The sequence below is a fragment of the Shewanella sp. DW31 genome (assembly GCF_015767295.1).
GTDB classification, from domain to species: domain Bacteria; phylum Pseudomonadota; class Gammaproteobacteria; order Enterobacterales; family Shewanellaceae; genus Shewanella; species Shewanella oncorhynchi.
The window spans coordinates 1-18,296 of record NZ_JADWMP020000036.1; the positions used below are offsets into that span (position 1 = coordinate 1).

Annotated in this window: 15 protein-coding genes and 2 tRNA genes; 15 read left to right on the plus strand and 2 right to left on the minus strand. The window is 46.2% G+C overall.

The window, feature by feature from the left end; translation table 11 throughout:
* The first annotated feature begins 1 nt into the window (after position 1).
* The 11 genes from GWI56_RS20790 (at position 2) to gloA (ending at position 10,445) form a co-directional block, all read left to right on the plus strand.
* A tRNA-Asn gene (locus GWI56_RS20790) sits at positions 2-77 on the plus strand.
* Positions 78-126: 49 nt separating this feature from the next.
* A tRNA-Asn gene (locus GWI56_RS20795) sits at positions 127-202 on the plus strand.
* A gap of 211 nt (positions 203-413) precedes the next feature.
* A complete protein-coding gene (locus tag GWI56_RS20800; RefSeq protein WP_173496684.1) occupies positions 414-2,318 on the plus strand; it encodes a GGDEF domain-containing protein in 1,905 nt (634 codons plus the stop codon).
* 125 nt (positions 2,319-2,443) lie between these two features.
* On the plus strand, positions 2,444-3,022 hold the full coding sequence (rsxA, locus tag GWI56_RS20805; RefSeq protein ID WP_006081543.1) for an electron transport complex subunit RsxA: 579 nt from the start codon (positions 2,444-2,446) through the stop codon (positions 3,020-3,022).
* A 1-nt stretch (position 3,023) separates the two neighbouring features.
* Complete coding sequence (gene rsxB, locus GWI56_RS20810; protein WP_063884360.1) at positions 3,024-3,623, plus strand: electron transport complex subunit RsxB; 600 nt, start codon at positions 3,024-3,026, stop codon at positions 3,621-3,623.
* Complete coding sequence (gene rsxC / locus GWI56_RS20815; RefSeq protein WP_198573946.1) at positions 3,617-6,217, plus strand: electron transport complex subunit RsxC; 2,601 nt, start codon at positions 3,617-3,619, stop codon at positions 6,215-6,217. Before rsxB ends, rsxC begins: the two co-directional genes overlap by 7 nt.
* A 26-nt stretch (positions 6,218-6,243) precedes the next feature.
* Positions 6,244-7,293: an electron transport complex subunit RsxD gene (rsxD, locus tag GWI56_RS20820; RefSeq protein ID WP_198573947.1), complete on the plus strand. Its 1,050-nt coding sequence runs from the start codon at positions 6,244-6,246 to the stop codon at positions 7,291-7,293.
* A gap of 74 nt (positions 7,294-7,367) precedes the next feature.
* On the plus strand, positions 7,368-8,006 hold the full coding sequence (rsxG, locus tag GWI56_RS20825; protein WP_105252444.1) for an electron transport complex subunit RsxG: 639 nt from the start codon (positions 7,368-7,370) through the stop codon (positions 8,004-8,006).
* Positions 7,999-8,697, plus strand: coding sequence for an electron transport complex subunit E (locus GWI56_RS20830; protein WP_198573948.1), 699 nt, complete (start codon positions 7,999-8,001; stop codon positions 8,695-8,697). Before rsxG ends, GWI56_RS20830 begins: the two co-directional genes overlap by 8 nt.
* A gap of 204 nt (positions 8,698-8,901) precedes the next feature.
* Positions 8,902-9,543: an endonuclease III gene (gene nth, locus GWI56_RS20835; protein WP_028760020.1), complete on the plus strand. Its 642-nt coding sequence runs from the start codon at positions 8,902-8,904 to the stop codon at positions 9,541-9,543.
* Between the two features lie 491 nt (positions 9,544-10,034).
* Positions 10,035-10,445, plus strand: coding sequence for a lactoylglutathione lyase (gene gloA / locus GWI56_RS20840; RefSeq protein ID WP_006087315.1), 411 nt, complete (start codon positions 10,035-10,037; stop codon positions 10,443-10,445).
* Between the two features lie 172 nt (positions 10,446-10,617).
* Here gloA and msrQ read toward each other — a convergent pair whose 3' ends face one another.
* Positions 10,618-11,280, minus strand: coding sequence for a protein-methionine-sulfoxide reductase heme-binding subunit MsrQ (msrQ, locus tag GWI56_RS20845; protein ID WP_028760021.1), 663 nt, complete (start codon positions 11,278-11,280; stop codon positions 10,618-10,620).
* Between the two features lie 46 nt (positions 11,281-11,326).
* Positions 11,327-12,361: a protein-methionine-sulfoxide reductase catalytic subunit MsrP gene (gene msrP / locus GWI56_RS20850; RefSeq protein WP_198573949.1), complete on the minus strand. Its 1,035-nt coding sequence runs from the start codon at positions 12,359-12,361 to the stop codon at positions 11,327-11,329.
* 253 nt (positions 12,362-12,614) lie between these two features.
* Between msrP and rmuC the strand changes: the two genes are divergently transcribed.
* The 4 genes from rmuC to GWI56_RS20870 all read left to right on the plus strand — a co-directional run bounded on the left by rmuC (position 12,615) and on the right by GWI56_RS20870 (position 18,237).
* Positions 12,615-14,189 (plus strand): DNA recombination protein RmuC, encoded by a 1,575-nt coding sequence (rmuC, locus tag GWI56_RS20855; RefSeq protein ID WP_198573950.1) that lies wholly within the window; start codon positions 12,615-12,617, stop codon positions 14,187-14,189.
* An 81-nt stretch (positions 14,190-14,270) separates the two neighbouring features.
* Entirely contained in the window at positions 14,271-16,196 is a 1,926-nt protein-coding gene (locus tag GWI56_RS20860; protein WP_198573957.1) for a transglycosylase SLT domain-containing protein, read from the plus strand.
* 239 nt (positions 16,197-16,435) lie between these two features.
* Positions 16,436-17,140, plus strand: coding sequence for an EAL domain-containing protein (locus tag GWI56_RS20865; protein WP_131524978.1), 705 nt, complete (start codon positions 16,436-16,438; stop codon positions 17,138-17,140).
* 185 nt (positions 17,141-17,325) lie between these two features.
* Entirely contained in the window at positions 17,326-18,237 is a 912-nt protein-coding gene (locus GWI56_RS20870; RefSeq protein WP_028760026.1) for a MoxR family ATPase, read from the plus strand.
* Positions 18,238-18,296 lie beyond the last annotated feature (59 nt).

Sequence of the window (18,296 nt, forward strand, 5' to 3'; positions counted from 1 at the left end):
TTCCCCTGTAGTTCAGTCGGTAGAACGGCGGACTGTTAATCCGTATGTCACTGGTTCAAGTCCAGTCAGGGGAGCCATTTAAAAAGTGTTATTTCTGTAAAGTCGATAGCAATATCGCACCTCTACTCCCCTGTAGTTCAGTCGGTAGAACGGCGGACTGTTAATCCGTATGTCACTGGTTCAAGTCCAGTCAGGGGAGCCAATTTATTCTTCGTTTTATTCCCGTGTCTTTGCCTCTTCTGGCTTCTAGTTACCCTATTCTTTTCCGTTTTGTTTTTAAGCAAATGCAGTTACACTGTTATCAGCTTATTAATAAAAATTTATGAGTGTCATCACACAGATAGCTGCAGTTAAGTATTCTTGACTTAAACTTATCCTGTTTGAGCTCACCCAAAAAAATAGAGCGGATTTTTATGGCCATGTCAAAATCATATCCAATTTTTTTACTGCTTATTTTCTTAGGTCTTTTTGCTTGGGTATATCAAAGCGAAAATAGCCAATTACAAATCCAACAACAGCAAGAACTGGATAGCTTTAAAACCAGTTTAACCCGCTACCAGCAATGGCAAGGTGATGGCGCCGAACTCTTCAAAAAGCTTTCTGAAAATTACCCATTCCAATTTTTCCAATATATTGATGATACCGATGGCCAACGGAGTCATACCGAAGGTCGTTTAGACAGCCAACATCCTCATCCTTTAGCCCGTTTATTTTCTATCGAGCTCAGTCATACACAAAAATTGGCAACCGGTCGTTTACAAGTCAAACTCAGTGCAAACCAAGCGATTGAAACTTCGATTAGTCATACTCAAAAGCTCGGTGTCATGTTACTGGTGGCTTACCTTATCTTGCTGTTAGTGTTTATTCTGTTAATGTCAAAACATAGGGCGGCGATACGTTATGCTGCTGATTATATTTCAAAAATACCTGAGTTAGGGTTTTCTGCTGTCGCATCATCAAAACTCACAGGTGAGCTCAACCCCATTGGAATATCCCTTGAAGAGTGTCGTCTTCAACTTAAAGCCCAAATCGATAAACTCAATCAAGAGAATGAAAAGCTGCATAAAGCGGCCTATCAAGACACAGTGACGGGTTTTGGTAGTCGCCAGCGCTTTACCCAAAAATTAGAAACCATAAGTAATCCCGATATTCCTCAATTGGGGCTGATGGCAATGGTTAAGGCGACAGAGCTTGCGCAAATCAACCAAAAACAAGGGCGAACAGCGGGGGATGATTATCTTTCAAGGGTGGCAAATTGTATCCGCAAAGCCTGTAGTAAGTATTCAGATGCAGAATGTTTCAGGGTATCGAGCGCTGATTTTGCCATCTTTATTCCTGATGTCATGCTGAAGGATGCGCCAAAATTTTTAGATCAATTAAAAATTTATCTTGATGAATATTTGCAGATGACAAAAGCGGAATCTGTTGCCCATATCGGTTTAGTTCCCTATCACCAAGGTACCGATGCGGTTAATTTGCTGACGATTGCGGATACCGCAGTCAGCATAGCTCAGACCCTTGGGCCTAATAGCTATCATATCCAAGAAAAACTCAATGGTGACGAGCAGTTTGGTGATGATCGCTGGAAAATGGCGATCAATGATTTAGTCACTCGCCAAGCATTAAAATTCTACCAACAGCCAATTCAGCCCTGCCGAACTGATGTAGAGGTTTACCGTGAGTTGTTGGCGCGCTTTTACAATAGCGAAGGTAAGTTTTTACCGACCACCACAGTGATCGCTATGGCCGAACGTCACGGTATGAGTTCTGAATTAGATAAACTGGTGGTGATCAGTGCATTAAGAATGCTTAAGGAAAACCCGACCATTTCGGGTAACTTTGGCATCAATATCAGCGCATTTTCTGCGCATCAAGATATGTTTGTCGCTTGGCTAAAGGACATTTTAGGCAAGCAAAAATACATCGCTTCGCGCTTAGTATTTGAGATCAATGAGTCAGGTATGCAGTCTAACTTAGGGGCAAGCTATAAGTTCGTTCGCGAAATACATAGTGTTGGATCACGGGTGTCGATTGAGCGTTTTGGCATGAGTTTTACGTCCTTCAAATTCTTCAGTGAAGTGCGCCCAGACTACATAAAGCTTGATGGCAGCTACACATCGAACATTGATGAAGACAGCAATAATAAGTTCTTCGTCCGTATGATGGTGGATGTTGCAAGACGGATAGGCATTCGGGTTATTGCGACCAGCGTCGAACGCCAAGAAGAAAAACTCACCCTCGAAAAACTCTTAGTTGATGGATTGCAAGGCTATTACATAGCACAGCCCCAAGCCATGGCGATTACAGATCAAATTTAATACTTTAACGGGTTAATTCGTCGCCAAAATTTACAGTAAAGATGGTTAACCCTGCATTCTATATGTTGTTTATGCAAACGGAAAAGTCGATAATACGGCCAAGATCCGTTTAGAAAAGTATTGAGATGACTGAATATCTCCTCTTGTTGATCAGTACAGTACTGGTCAACAATTTCGTTTTAGTGAAATTCTTAGGCTTGTGTCCTTTCATGGGGGTCTCCAGTAAACTGGAGTCCGCTATTGGCATGTCTATGGCGACCACTTTTGTACTGACGTTAGCCTCTATTCTCAGTTACCTCGTCAACCAGTATCTACTATTGCCCTTTGATCTGAGCTACCTGCGAACCATGAGCTTCATTTTAGTGATTGCGGTTGTGGTGCAATTTACTGAAATGGTGGTGCAAAAAACCAGTGCTGCACTGCATCGCGCTTTAGGGATTTACCTGCCGCTGATCACAACTAACTGTGCTGTGTTGGGTGTTGCCCTATTGAACGTTAACGAGAAGCACGATTTTATCCAATCGGCTATCTATGGCTTTGGTGCTGCGTTAGGCTTCTCATTAGTGTTAATTCTCTTCTCGGCGATGCGCGAACGTTTAGCTGCCGCAGATGTCCCCTTACCTTTCAAAGGCGGCGCCATAGCGATGATCACCGCAGGTCTTATGTCCCTCGCCTTTATGGGATTCACAGGATTGGTTAAGTAAGATGTCCGGAATTTTAATTGCAGTCATATTGTTGACCCTATTGGCATTAGTCTTTGGACTATTACTCGGTTTTGCCGCCGTTAAATTTAAGGTTGAAGGCAATCCGATTGTTGATGAACTCGAAGCGATTCTGCCACAAACCCAATGTGGTCAATGTGGTTACCCTGGCTGTCGCCCTTATGCTGAAGCGATTGCCAACGGCGATAAAGTCAACAAATGCCCTCCCGGCGGCACTGCCACCATGGAAAAACTGGCGACCCTGATGGGCGTCGAGCCAGAGCCGCTGAATGCCGAAGCACAATCTCAAGTAAAAAAGGTCGCCTACATACGTGAAGACGAATGTATTGGCTGCACTAAGTGTATTCAAGCCTGCCCCGTGGATGCGATTATCGGTGCAGGTAAGCTTATGCATACTGTGTTGACGACCGATTGCACGGGTTGCGATCTCTGTGTTGAGCCTTGTCCCGTCGATTGTATTGATATGATCCCAGTCACCCAGAATCTTAAAAATTGGAACTGGCGCTTAAATGCCATCCCAGTGACTCTCATTCAAGAGATTCAGAACCAAGACCCACAGTTAGAAGAGGAAAAGCGGTGTTAACTTTATTAGATCAATTAGATAAAGGAACCCTTTGGCGCTCACCCGGTGGTATACATCCACCCGAAGTCAAATTCCTCTCGAACGCGACGCCGATTAGCCAACTGCCCTTAGCCACTACGTACTTAGTGCCCATCCCTCAAGTCGGTGAAAACTGCACACTTGCGGTAAACATCGGCGATAGCGTATTAAAAGGCACACCGTTAACTCAAGGTACCTCCATTTGGCATTTACCTGTGCATGCGCCGACATCAGGCACTATCGTTGCCATTGAGCCAAGGGCCAGTAACCATGCTTCAGCATTGCCAGTTAACACTTGCGTTATCCAAGCCGATGGCAAAGACACTTGGTGTGAGCTGGTGCAAAATGAGCTTGAGGATTTAACCCATCAGCAGATGATCGATAAGATCCGTGCTGCTGGCATTGCAGGCATGGGCGGCGCGGCGTTTCCAACTCATATTAAGCTTAATCCGGTCAGTGAAATTGATTTAGTCATCATCAACGGCGTCGAGTGCGAACCTTATATCAGCGCCGATGACAGATTAATGCGCGAATACAGCCAAGATATCCTCGCCGGTATTGGCATTATTCATCGGTTATTAACGCCAAAACGCATTGTTATCGCCATTGAAGATAATAAGCCAGAAGCGGCCAAAGCCATGCAAGCTGCAGTCGTCCAATGTGGGCTCCCAGCGGATAGTATTCGGGTAACGGTCATTCCGACAAAATATCCTTCTGGTGGTGAAAAGCAGTTAATTCAAATCATTACTGGCCGCGAAGTGCCCTCGGGCGCGATTCCCGCCAAACTTGGTATCGTCGTGCATAACGTCGGCACTGCCTTTGCGATTCATCAAGCGGTTACCCAAGGTAAACCGCTGATTGAGCGTGTTGTGACTGTGACGGGCAAAAATGTCGGTAAACCGGGGAACTACTGGTTACCGATAGGCACACCTGTTGAGCATGTGCTAGCTGCGACTGAGTTCACGCCAGAACCTGAACAAAAGGTGATTATTGGCGGGCCTATGATGGGCCATGCATTGGCGAATATCCAAGTGCCTATTTTAAAAGGTACTAACTGTATTCTGGTGCCAAGCAGCCAAGAAATAGGAACTACGCCAGAAGAAAAAGCCTGTATCCGCTGCGGCGAATGCGCCAATGCCTGCCCTGCACTCTTATTGCCACAGCAACTCTTTTGGCACGCCAAGGCCGAAGAATATGACAAAGCAGCCAGTTACAATCTAAAGGATTGTATTGAATGCGGTTGTTGTAGTTACGTCTGCCCGAGTGATATTCCCTTAGTCGAGTATTACCGCATTGCCAAATCTGCACTTAAACAAGCCGCCGATGAGAAGCAGCAAGCGGAGCGCGCTAAACAGCGTTTTGATGCCCGTTTAGCGCGTCTTGAAGAAGAAAAGCTTGCCCGTGAAGCTAAGGCCAAAGAAGCCGCAGAGCGCCGACAAGCGACTATGACTGGCACGGATAAAAATGCCGTAGCCGAAGCCATGGCACGGATCGCCGCGAAAAAAGCCGCAGCGGCACAATCAGCAACTGAAGAGTTGTCGAATGAAGAATCATCAAACGTAACAAGCACTGATACGACAGACGCGCCCAAGGGTAAAGCTGCAGTTGCCGCAGCCATCGCCCGCGCTAAGGCGAAGAAAGCCGCCCAAGTGAATGCCAATGGTGCTGATACAAATGGTGCAGATACAAACAATGTGGTGAATGTTGATGCCAGTGATGAATCCTTCTTAGCAACAGATGCAATCGCGCAAGAAGCGCCGTTATCTCAGAAGGACAAAGTCGCCGCGGCCATTGCTCGCGCCAAAGCTAAAAAGGCGGCTCAGCAAGCCGATACCGCGCCGCTTGAAACGGCTGAAACGGCTGACAGTACACCAGAAGCCAGCGCTGCCGATGATAAAAAGGCCAAAGTGGCTGCCGCAGTCGCGCGGGCAAAAGCCAAGAAAGCGGCGCAGCAAGCAGAAACCGCCGCTAGTGATATTGAAGTTAGCAATACTGACGTTAGCGTTAGTGATGTTAGCGTTAGTGACGTTAATGATTCAGAAGCGATTAAGAAAGCCAAAGTAGCCGCCGCGGTTGCCCGTGCTAAAGCGAAAAAAGCCGCGCAGCAAGTTGAGACAAATGCTGACAATGATTTAACTCAGACCGCGACTCCAGCAGTTGATTCCGCAGCTAGCGTTCAAGCAGATGTGAATGATGATAAAGAAGCTACCGCTACTGACGTTAACGACGCTGAAGCGATTAAAAAGGCCAAAGTTGCCGCCGCTGTTGCTCGTGCTAAAGCGAAGAAAATAGCTGCGGCATCAGCAGCTGAGTCTAAAACTGAGTCTAAAACTGAGTCTGAAATAGAGTCCGTTGACGACATTCAAACTAAAGCTAACATGGCATCGCCGTCGATAGCAGCAGCCAAACCTGAAGCCGTTTTACCATCCGCAGAACCCATTGAAACGGCAGCCTTATCAGGCGATGAGCTTAAAAAAGCACGGATTGCTGCGACCATCGCCAAGGCAAAAACCAAAAAAGCGGCACTCGCCCAAGAAGCCGGAGCTTCGAGCGATTCAAGTGTTGCTAATGATTAAGAACAGAATGATGAAAAGGGAACACAATGGCGTTTAAAATAGCCTCATCACCCCATGTTACACGTAATTTGCATACCTCAACTGTGATGCAAAGGGTGATTTTATGTTTACTGCCGGGCCTTGTGGTGCAATGCGCCTTTTTTGGCTGGGGCACGCTTGTTCAAGTGCTGCTTGCGATTATAGTTGCCTTAAGCTGTGAGGCTGCGGTGATGAAACTTCGCAATCGTAATATCAAAGCCAGCCTTAGCGATAACAGCGCCATGCTGACCGCAATCTTGATTGGTGTCGCCATTCCTCCCCTAGCACCTTGGTGGATGATAGTGATGGGCACCGCCTTTGCGATCGTTATCGTTAAGCACCTTTACGGCGGTTTAGGCCATAACCTGTTTAACCCTGCAATGGCGGCGTATGTATTGCTGCTAATCTCATTCCCAGTGCAAATGACCACTTGGATAGCACCGAGTACCGTTGCGCTGCATTCGCCTAGCCTAGCTGAGAGCTTGCAACTTATCTTCAACATTGGCGCCCACGTTAACTTGGAACAGTTTCGTTTAGGGATAGATGGCATCGCAATGGCGACGCCACTCGATACCCTTAAAACCGATTTATCCCTAGGATTAACCACCACAGAAAGCCTGACTAAAGCCATTTTTGATGGCAGCACAGGCGTAGGTTGGTTCTGGGTGAATTTAGCTTATCTGGCTGGCGGTTTAGTGTTACTTAAACTGAAAGCCATTCGTTGGCACATCAGTACTGGCGTGTTATTGGGGCTCTTTGTTGCAGCGAGTATCGGTTTCTTACTGTCGCCCGATACCCAAGGCAGTCCCCTATTACATTTGTTTTCTGGCGCGACCATGTTAGCGGCATTTTTTATCGCAACCGATCCCGTCACAGCAGCAACCAGCCCCCGTGGTCGCATTATCTTCGGCGCGTTAATTGGTGTGTTGGTGTATATCATCCGCATTAAAGGCGGTTACCCTGACGCCTTTGCCTTTGCTGTGTTATTGGCTAACCTCTGCGCTCCCTTTATTGACTACTATGTGCGGCCACGCACCTATGGTCATTCAGCTAGCTAAGGCCATTGGGCGGACTACAGTCATGCTACAAGATAATGTCATTCTGCTGGCAACGAGAGCTTAAGGAAAAAGAGTTGAAAAATCCGATGATTAAAAATGGTTTTTTATTGGCACTGTTTGCCTTGATTTGCACGGGTCTCGTCGCCGCTGTCAATCAACAAACCTTTGACAAGATTAAGCAGCAAGAACAACAGGAATTGATGCGAGTATTGCAACAATTAATCCCTGATGAAATACATGATAACGAGCTTACCGCTCAGTGTACCTTGCTATTAAACAAAGAAGCATTAGGCACGGATAGTCCAATGCCGGCCTATATTGCTACCCATGCAGGCAAGCCTGTCGCTATCGCCATGGAAGCCATAGCACCCGATGGCTATAGCGGTAATATCAAATTAATTGTTGGAATTAATATCCAAGGTGAAGTCTTAGGCGTACGTACCTTGTCCCACCAAGAAACACCCGGGCTGGGTGACAAAATTGAACTACGTAAATCGAATTGGGTCACTCAGTTTGTTGGTAAAGTGTTGGGTTCTGCAGATGATAAGCAATGGTTAGTTAAAAAAGATGGCGGCGATTTTGACCAATTTACCGGTGCAACCATCACCCCGCGCGCTTATGTTAAAGCAGTCAAAAACGCGGTATGGTATTTCAGCACTAACCAAGCACAAATTTTCAGCCAGCCGCTAAATTGTGAGGCCAACCATGACTAATTATCGCGAAATTGCGTGGCAAGGACTGTGGAAAAACAACCCAGGCCTAGTGCAACTGTTAGGTTTATGTCCGCTACTCGCGGTTACTGCAACGATCACTAACGCCCTTGGCCTTGGTCTAGCCACTATGCTGGTGCTGATTGGCTCTAACATTTTGGTGTCACTGGTGCGCGACTATGTGCCCAAAGAAATTCGTATTCCTGTGTTTGTGATGATCATCGCCGCGCTAGTCACCACAGTGCAACTGCTCATCAATGCCTATGCCTACGGCCTGTATTTATCCCTTGGGATCTTCCTGCCATTAATTGTGACTAACTGCATCATCATCGGCCGCGCCGAAGCCTTTGCCTCGCGCAATAATGCGTTTAGTGCCGCCTTCGATGGCTTAATGATGGGCCTTGGTTTTACTTTAGTGCTTACAGTGCTGGGCGCAACGCGGGAAATCTTAGGTCAAGGCACACTGTTTGATGGTGCGGATCAACTGCTCGGCCCATGGGCTAAATCGTTAACCATGCATCTATGGCAAGTCGATACCCCATTTCTCCTTGCTATGCTGCCACCCGGCGCATTCATCGTGATGGGATTATTGATCGCATTGAAAAATGTGATTGATAAAAAAGTCAAAGAACGCCAACCTCATGTCGCCGCAGAGCCGAGTATTACCCGCGCACGGATCACTAAGGTAGGTTAGGCTTTCAAGTAACGACAGGCATTATGGCGATCAGATATGCCCTAGTGTTAACGCGTTTAATGTGTGCCTAGCACATGATGAGCGGCAAAACTCAAAGCATAAGAAAATCAGCGAACGTGGGTTGTAAACTCATCAATCATCATTAATAAGATAGTGATAATGAACGGTTGAGAGTTGAAACCCACCACAGCGCAGGAATCGTACATGAATCAAGAAAAACGTATCCAGATCCTCACTCGTCTTCGCGATAACAATCCCAAACCTGAAACCGAACTCAATTTTTCAAGTCCCTTCGAACTGCTAGTGGCAGTGACGTTATCGGCCCAAGCAACAGATGTGAGTGTTAACAAGGCAACGGATAAACTCTTTCCTGTGGCGAACACGGCCCACAGCATTTATGCCCTTGGCGTAGAAGGTTTAAAGCAATACATAAAAACCATAGGCTTATATAACAACAAAGCCATCAATGTGATCAAAGCCTGTGAGATCTTAATTGAGAAATACAATGGTGAAGTGCCAGAAAACCGCGAAGCCCTAGAGTCTCTGCCAGGCGTTGGCCGCAAGACGGCTAACGTGGTACTAAACACTGCCTTTGGTTGGCCAACCATCGCCGTCGACACCCATATTTTCCGCCTCGCCAATCGCACTAAATTCGCACCCGGCAAGAACGTAGTCGAAGTGGAAGAGAAAATGCTAAAAGTCGTGCCGGCAGAATTTAAAGTCGATGTGCACCACTGGTTTATCCTGCATGGCCGCTACACTTGCCTTGCGCGCAAACCCCGCTGTGGTAGTTGTATCATTGAAGACTTGTGTGAATTTAAAGAAAAAATTTATCCTGAAGATTAAGCTTCGAATCAACTGAGTGAAGCAAATTGACGTTTCAGTGTTGTTTTCACATTGATTAGACTGGATTTCAGACAAACAAAAAGCCGCAATAGCGGCTTTTTTGCTTAACTTGGAACTGGGTTAACTCAAACTTGTATTAGTCGTTAAAACATTGAAACAAAAAAAGCACTGAAAAATAAAGCAATAACAACTGTGGTGCCTAAAGCCATTTTAAGTTCGGTGTTCATCATTCACTCTCCTAGTTGGTATGGCTACATTATTATCAACCCAGTGATAAAAACCCATGTTTGTCTCTGTGTTTTGTGAGCGATAGCCAATTTATCGGCAATTTTCTCTTCTAAATCCTGAAAATTCCTCTTACAGACAATCATTTCCCTATCCTAAGCGTTAATCTGGGTCAAGCGCTGTAAAAACAATGGCTGACATTTATCGAGGTCCATCTACGGATTTTTGGTATACTCCACCCCGTAATCTATTTAGAGAGAGGACCTATGTCGCAACTATTACATACTATGATCCGCGTCGGTAACTTAGAACGCAGTATTGCTTTTTATACTGAAGTGCTCGGCATGAAACTACTTCGCACCTCTGAAAATCCAGAGTACAAATATTCTTTAGCTTTCGTGGGTTATGGTGAAGAATCCACAGGCCAAGCCGTGGTTGAACTGACCTATAACTGGGGCACTGACAAATACGATTTAGGCACAGGCTTTGGCCACTTAGCGATTGGCGATGAAGATATCTACGCCCGTTGCGCTGCGATTGCCGCAGCCGGAGGCAAAGTGACTCGCGCCCCAGGTCCTGTCGCAGGAGGTACCACTGAGATTGCGTTTGTTGAAGATCCAGACGGTTATAAAATTGAGTTTATTCAAATGAAATCAGCGACTCAAGGTTTAGGTTAAGTCTTGCCACCTGAGCAAGAAGATTAACTGAGCTAGATTAACTGAGCAGAACAGTTCGCTAAATGAGAAATGCCGAATCTTGATTCGGCATTTTTGTTTTTATAATTTATATCTTGCGTTAGGCACAAAGAAACATAAATCAAGCCAGTGATTTACTGCTCACGCCATGCGTTTAAACCGACTTTATCGAAGCTTTATCTTGTGTCAGCTTTCGCTCGGTTTTGTTCGCCACTTTACGGCTGAAATGACGTTTAAACCAAGGCGTGCGCCACAGCAGCAACACACTAAAACCTACGATATACAGACTCGGCTCGATGATTTCCGATTTTACCGACCAGTAAAAATGGATTGGCGCTAATATCGCGACTAAATACACTCCATAGTGCAAGGTTTGCCAACGACGTCCCATCTTACGCATCAAGGCTTTAAACGAAGTTATCGCCAAGGCGGTGACGATAAGATAAGCCACTGCGCCGACTAAAATATACGGCCGTTTTACGACCTCGCTAAACAGTAATTCCCAAGCAAACAACAGATCTAAACTAAAAAAGGCCAATATATGCAAAGTGGCATAGGCAAACACATATAAACCCACTAAACGGCGGGTCTGCATCAACAGCCCTTGCTTGGTCAACTTGGCAATCGGTGAGATCAGTAAGGTCGCCGCTAGCGCATTTAATGCGCCTATGCCTGTGTAGTGAATAATGTGCTGCACGGGATCGCCACCCGCACGGCCAAGCACCACGGTAAGCACAAGGTAGACGATGGGCACTAAACCCAACAAATGAAATAACGCCTTTAGCCAAAACAAGTGCTTAGCGGTTAATCTCAACATAGTTTGTCCCCGCTTAATAGCGAATCCCCAAACAACAAACCAATCATCAATAGTATTTCCTCAGATCCATGCCGTCATACAGTGAAGCCACAAACTCGCCGTAACCGTTGAACGGCTGGGTATCGATTCGGGTTGCTGAAAACAATCCCCCCTCGCCGATACGACGCTCTGTGGCCTGCGACCAGCGTGGATGATCCACCGCCGGATTAACGTTGGCATAAAATCCATACTCGTGTGAGGCAAGCTGATTCCAGCTGGTCGGCGGTTGTTTATCCATGACGCGAATTCGCACGATTGATTTAATACTCTTAAAGCCGTATTTCCACGGCACCACTAAGCGAATGGGCGCGCCGTTCTGCGGTGGCAAGGTTTTACCGTACAAACCCACCGACATTAAGGTTAAATCGTTCATTGCTTCGGCTATCGTGAGGCCTTCAACATAGGGATAATGAATACCGCCCCCCATTAATCGGCTCTTCTGCCCCGGCATTTGCTCGGGATCAAAAGCGGTTTCGAAGGCGACATACTTGCCCTTACTGGTGACGCCAACTTTTTTCAATAATGCCGCCAGCGGGAACCCCACCCAAGGGATCACCATAGACCAAGCTTCAACGCAGCGCAGGCGATAGTTACGCTCCTCAAGCGGGAACATTTTAGTCAGATCATTAAAATCTAAGGTCATGGGCCGTTCAACTTCACCTTCGATACGCAGTTGCCAAGGGTCGACTTTAAAGCCTTGGGCATTATTGAAGGGATCTTGCTTGTCTGTACCAAATTCGTAGAAATTATTATGCTGCGTCACCTTATCAAACGGGGTTAACACATCGGCGTCACCGTACTGCTTATTGGATTGAAACGTCAGTGGAGTAGTGATAAATGAGGACTTAGGTTGATCGCCAAATAGATCGAATAATCCGGCCTGAACATAACCGGGCACGCTGGCACCGATAGCACCGAGTCCCATGGCTTTTACAATTTGCCGACGCGAGCGAAATACCGCTTCGGGCGTCACTTGATTGTCTTGAATGTGCCACTGCGCTTTTTTAAGAATACCTGGGGTAAAACGGGAATGTTTAGCCAATTGACACCTCTACCATCCAATGATTAAAGCCACCGAGTCGCGATAAAAACCTTCTCTGGCGCTCGTCTGTATCGCTCACTCTTATATAGACAGGTAAAAGCCAGAAAAACTTTCCACCCGTGAATAAATTCACCTTAAACGTATAAGACTTGCTCATTCAAGCATTAAGCGCAGATATAGTTGATTAAAGGGCTTGAAGCCTGTTGGGGGGCATGCGAACCTAAGCGCCAAAGCTAAAGGAGTGCTATTGATCATGCCATTTTCTCAATCTTTTTCTGTCGCCGAAATCATCGGCCTTCTCGCCATTGCCTTCTTAGGCCTGTTGATCGGTGCTCTGCTCAATCAAAGACTCACCCGCCAACGCTGGCAACTACACAAAGACCAACTTGAGCAAGAAATGCGTCAAGTCAATGAAGATGCAGAATTATCCTTAGCACAACAGCAAATTTTGGTCGATGACAAAGAAGCGCAATTACGTCAATACCAGCAACGCCTTGAGCTCAAAATTGAACAACTGGGCAAAGCCGAGGCCTTAGCCGAACGCGTTCCCACCTTAGAGCAGCAATTAAATGATAGCCAGCGCCGTCAGTTAGAGCTCCAATTAGCCCTTTCGAAATCCAATGCCATGCAGCAAACCATTCAAGCCAAGGCAGATGCCCAGCAAGAATCGCTGCAGGATAAAATTGCCAGCTTAGAATCGGCCGAAGTGCGTTTACAAACCCAATTTGAAAACCTCGCAAACCGTATTTTTGAAGAACGTAGCGAAAACTTTAAGCACCAAAATGCCAGCCAACTCGAAGGCGTGCTTGGGCCATTAAAACAACAGCTAGAAGGATTCAGACAGCAAATTCGTGAATCCTACACCCACGAACAATCCGAACGCAGCGCCCTTAAACATCAGCTTGAGCACCTGCGGGATCTCAATCTGAAAATGAGCCAAGATGCCATCAACCTGACCAAAGCGCTCAAGGGTGATAACAAGCAGCAAGGTAACTGGGGTGAAGTGATCCTCGATCGCGTATTGCAGGAAAGCGGCCTACGTGAGGGCCATGAGTACCATACTCAGCAAGATCTCAAGGATGATAGCGGTAAACGCTTTAAGCCGGATGTGATTGTGCATCTGCCAGAAAATAAAGATGTGGTCATCGATGCTAAGATGTCGTTGGTCAGTTATGAGCGCTACTTCAACAGTGAAGATCCGGCACTGCGCCAACAGGCCATTAACGAGCATGTCATTTCCATTCGCAGTCACATTAAAGGCTTAAGTCAAAAGGATTATCAACATCTGCACGGCCTTAAGAGTCTCGATTATGTGTTGATGTTTATTCCTATCGAACCGGCATTTTTACTGGCATTGGAGCATGATCCTAGCCTAGTCAATTTTGCCCTTGAGCAGAATATCATGCTTGTTAGTCCAACGAATTTGTTGGTGGCCCTGCGCACAATTAACAATATTTGGCGCTACGAATATCAAAATCAACACGCACAAACCATTGCAAAACAAGCGGGTCGAATTTACGACAAGTTATGTGGTTATATTGAAGACATGGAAAAACTCGGCCGCGCCTTAGATAATGCGGAGAAAACCTATCACAGTGCAATGAACAAGCTGTCATCGGGCAAAGGCAACCTAGTGCGTCAAGCCCATTTAATGCAGCAGCTCGGGGTCGATACCAGCAAACAACTGGATAAAATGCTGCTAGAAAAAGCGCTCAATGAAGCCCAGGACGATAACGACACTCAGGATGACGACGCTGAACTTAATCTGTCGCATACCCGCGAGCCTAAAGACACAGAACTCGAGCCTGTCGAGTGCAATGATAGATAACAAGAATTGAACACCCATTAATTACCTCAAATCGATACGGACATGTCGATTGATACCTTGATGCCCGGAGGCAAACGCTCCATGTGCAAAGCAGTTATAAATGTGGTTATATCCAGTGCAATATTGCTCGCAGGCGCATTGAATGCCCCTGCCGCACTTGCGTTAACGTCAACGCAGAAAACCTTTCTTGAGGCCGAAAAAGCCCTAAAGAAGCAAGATTATGCAACCTATAAACCCCTACGGGCAAAACTAGGTAATTATCCGCTCGCGATTTATTTAGATCATGATATCGACATCGGTGCTCTTAATGCCTTACAGGGTTATGCAGCTAAAGCCTTGATTGAAAAATATGAAACCACACCCATGTACAATAGGTTACGGTCTAAATATTTAAACAATGCTGGTAGCCAAAAACGCTGGAATGATTATCTTGCGATCACCCCAGAAGCGCCTACCGACATCCGCCTGCAGTGTTATTACTATGAGGCGAAACTCGCCAAGGGCGATCTAAAAACGGCTTATGCGGCCGCACAATCACTTTGGGTATTTGGGGGTTCGCGCCCAAAGGAATGTGATCCTCTTTTCAACACATGGACCAAAGCCGGTAAACGCACTCAAGATGTCGTATGGGCGCGAATGATGCTGAGTTTCGAGGCTGGCGAAACGAGTTTACTGAGTTTTTTATCCCAAAAAATCACCACCCATAGTAACGAAGCTAAGCGTTTAGTCGCCGTCTATAAAGATCCCAATAGCCTGCGCCATACCGAAAAGTTTAAAGATAAAAATCCCATTGTCGGTGACATTGTTGCCGCAGGATTAAAACGCCTTGCCCGTAAGGATCTCGACCAAGCCATTAATTTGTATGAACGGTATCAAAAGGCCCATCGTTTTACCCCAGAACAAGCGCAGCAACTCGATAAATACCTTGTTCGCCGCATTTTAATTGAACAAGATGATAACTATAAAAACTATGTCGACAATGTGCTCACTGAGCTGAAAAATGACGACCTATTTGAGCGCCGTTTAAGATGGGCTATCCGCGATCACGACATGCGCAGTATTGCCCGTTACTTGAACCTACTCCAACCAGAAACCTTGGCAAAGGAACGTTGGCAATACTGGCTTTATCGCACCAATGCCAAAGAAGCGCCTGAAAGCGCCATAAAAGCGCTCGCGACAATCAGTAATGAACGTAATTTTTACGGTTTTGCTGCTGCGCAGTTCTTAAATAAACCGGTATCACTCAATCAAAGCCCTGAGCCTGTTGTTGATGCCAATAGCCAAAAGTTAACCGATGATCTCGGCTTTGTCAGAGTACAAGAGTTAATGGCACTCGACCGTTATTTCGATGCTCGCTATGAATGGATGTCGCTGCTAAAACGCAGTGACAATACGATGCGAGCACGCTATGGACGCTATGCCCATGAACAGGGCTGGTACGATTTTGGTGTTGAAGCCAGTATTCAAGGTAAGTTGTGGGATGATATTCCTCTACGCTTCCCTATGGCACACCAAGCCGGTTTTGAGCACGCCAGCAAAAAGCATAGGGTTAACATCGATGAGATCCGTGCGATTAGCCGCCGCGAAAGTGCATTCTATCTTTATGCGACCTCGGGCGTAGGTGCCCGTGGCCTAATGCAAATTATGCCTGCCACGGCCAAAGCTACCGCCAAAAAACACGGGGCCAGATATAGCGATCCAAAGGATCTCTACAGCGCAGAGCTTAACCTCAATCTTGGTAGCGCTTACTATGCCCAGCTGTTGAAAGAGTTTAACCAAAACCGCATCCTCGCCACGGCGGCCTATAACGCGGGTCCCTCTCGCGTGCGTCGCTGGTTATCAAACTCAGATGGCAAACTCGATGCCATGGGCTTTATCGAGGCCATTCCCTTTACTGAAACCCGTGAATATGTTCAAGCCGTCCTCAGCTATCGATTGATTTATGAGGCGCAAAAGCAGGAAGCACAGCCATTATTCAGCGAAGCTGAGCTTAAGTTTGCTTACTAACTCGTGACATGAAAAGGAACTCGATACTCAGCTGCATCGAGTTCCTACTTTTCAGCATACCCTAGGGTAAAGCTCATGCTTTAACCACCAAAAATTCTAAATGATATTCTCTAAATTCAAATAATTAGCAAAGCGAATAATTATTCAGCAATCACGCCGTTTTATCGAAAACTTGTTTGCACTGAAGGGCGTTAAATGCGAATAATTAGTATTAAAGCATTAAGAATCCCATTACACCCATGATTAACCTTAGTTCGTTAACGCTTAGCTGCGAATACCAACCCTTTGTCAATCCTCATACTTTAGCCATCGACGGCTATGAAGCCTTAGCACGCTTTTACTTGCCTAATGGTGATGCGGTTGCACCTAATATTGTGTTCGAGCAGTTGCATGAATCCACAGAAATACTCGCTGCTGTTGAATATCAAGCCAAGGCATTTCAACTCATCCATGCGCCGAGTCAGCAGCGAATTTTTATCAATGTTGATCCCCACGCCGTCGATGGACCACATACCGCCAAGCTCATTCGTTTGCTGTCCCACTATGAACGAGTCACGGTCGAGATCATCGAAAACACCTGCATTAACGATGCCCAGCTGGCCAGTCAATTATTCACTCAATTTAAACAAGCTAAGATACATGTGGCGCTGGATGATATTGGTGCGCCCCACTCCATGCTCAGTGTCGATCTGATGATGAACGTGGATTATCTTAAGTTCGACCGCCATTGGTTAACGCACATAACACACCCCGAGGGAGCACAATTATTAATTGCATTGGTCAACTTTGCCAAAAAGACCCACAAACAGTGCATTTTAGAAGGCATAGAAACTGAAGCTCACTTAGCCTTTGCGCGGGATATCGGTGTCGACTTTGTCCAAGGCTTTTTGTTTAAATCCTGGTTTATTCGCCCCACCAGCAGCCAAGTACTGTGCCTTACGTAAGATCAGGCTAAAACGGTTTACATTCGCGCCACCAGCCCACTCAAGACCAAACCTAATGCTGTCGAGTAATTGATTTGGCACTAGAAATGCCACTGGATATACGGGCGATGATCCGCCATAGTGATAACGCACATCAGCTTGCAAATGCACCTTAAGCACACTTCCAAATGTATTAGGAGTCGCCCGTGGCACAATCTGGGATCAGCGAATTACTACAACAACTCGAACAAGTATTGCTGGGCAAGCCTAGGCAAATTCGTCTCGCTTTAGCCTGTATTCTCGCCCGTGGGCACCTGTTGATTGAAGACTTACCCGGCATGGGTAAAACCAGTATTTCCCATGGTATAGCCCAAAGCTTAGGTTTGAGCTATCAGCGGATCCAATTCACCAGTGACATGCTGCCTGCCGACATTCTCGGCGTATCGATTTTTGATAAACATCAAGCACAATTTATCTTTCATCCTGGACCAATTTTTAAGCAGATGATTTTGGCCGATGAAATTAATCGCGCCAGCCCTAAGACACAAAGCGCTTTACTCGAAGCGATGGCCGAACAACAAATTTCCGTCGATGGCATCACCCACAGATTGCCCAATCCTTTCTTTGTAATAGCGACTCAAAATCCCACCGATCAATCCGGTACATTTTCGCTACCAGAATCGCAGCTCGACAGGTTTATGATGCGTCTGTCTATTGGTTATCCAAGCCACGATGCTGAACTCGCTATGCTTAAGAGCAATCATAACCACTTAACCTTAGATCAATTGCCCCAATGCCTGACACCGATGGCCTTAATGCAACTGCAAGAGCAGTGCGACAAGGTCAGCGCTTCCGATGCCTTACTCAATTATATTCTGGCCTTAGTGAGTTTTTCCCGTAGCCAAAGTGATAGCGTGGGGTTATCACCGCGTGCCACCAAAGCGCTATTACAAGCAGCTAAGGCATGGGCCTTTTTAGAAGGTCGACATTATTTAGTCCCCGAAGATGTGCAAGCGGTATTTTGTTGTGTAGCGGAGCATAGACTCAGAACCAGTAGCCAATTACAGGGTGAAGCCCTATCTGAGCGAATTCTCGCCAGTGTTAACCCGATTATGTAGCAAGATACTGTAATGAGAAGATATCGCTAAAGTATGCAGTTAACGCATTAAACTAAGGA

Bases quoted from the DNA above. Each gene is read 5' to 3' on its own strand.
- GWI56_RS20800 (WP_173496684.1), top strand. From the start codon at position 414: ATGGCCATGTCAAAATCATATCCAATTTTTTTACTGCTTATTTTCTTA.
- rsxB (WP_063884360.1), top strand. From the start codon at position 3,024: ATGTCCGGAATTTTAATTGCAGTCATATTGTTGACCCTATTGGCATTA.
- msrQ (WP_028760021.1), bottom strand. From the start codon at position 11,280: ATGTTGAGATTAACCGCTAAGCACTTGTTTTGGCTAAAGGCGTTATTT.
- rsxD (WP_198573947.1), top strand. From the start codon at position 6,244: ATGGCGTTTAAAATAGCCTCATCACCCCATGTTACACGTAATTTGCAT.
- GWI56_RS20865 (WP_131524978.1), top strand. From the start codon at position 16,436: ATGATTAACCTTAGTTCGTTAACGCTTAGCTGCGAATACCAACCCTTT.
- GWI56_RS20860 (WP_198573957.1), top strand. From the start codon at position 14,271: ATGTGCAAAGCAGTTATAAATGTGGTTATATCCAGTGCAATATTGCTC.
- nth (WP_028760020.1), top strand. From the start codon at position 8,902: ATGAATCAAGAAAAACGTATCCAGATCCTCACTCGTCTTCGCGATAAC.
- rmuC (WP_198573950.1), top strand. From the start codon at position 12,615: ATGCCATTTTCTCAATCTTTTTCTGTCGCCGAAATCATCGGCCTTCTC.
- rsxA (WP_006081543.1), top strand. From the start codon at position 2,444: ATGACTGAATATCTCCTCTTGTTGATCAGTACAGTACTGGTCAACAAT.
- gloA (WP_006087315.1), top strand. From the start codon at position 10,035: ATGTCGCAACTATTACATACTATGATCCGCGTCGGTAACTTAGAACGC.
- GWI56_RS20830 (WP_198573948.1), top strand. From the start codon at position 7,999: ATGACTAATTATCGCGAAATTGCGTGGCAAGGACTGTGGAAAAACAAC.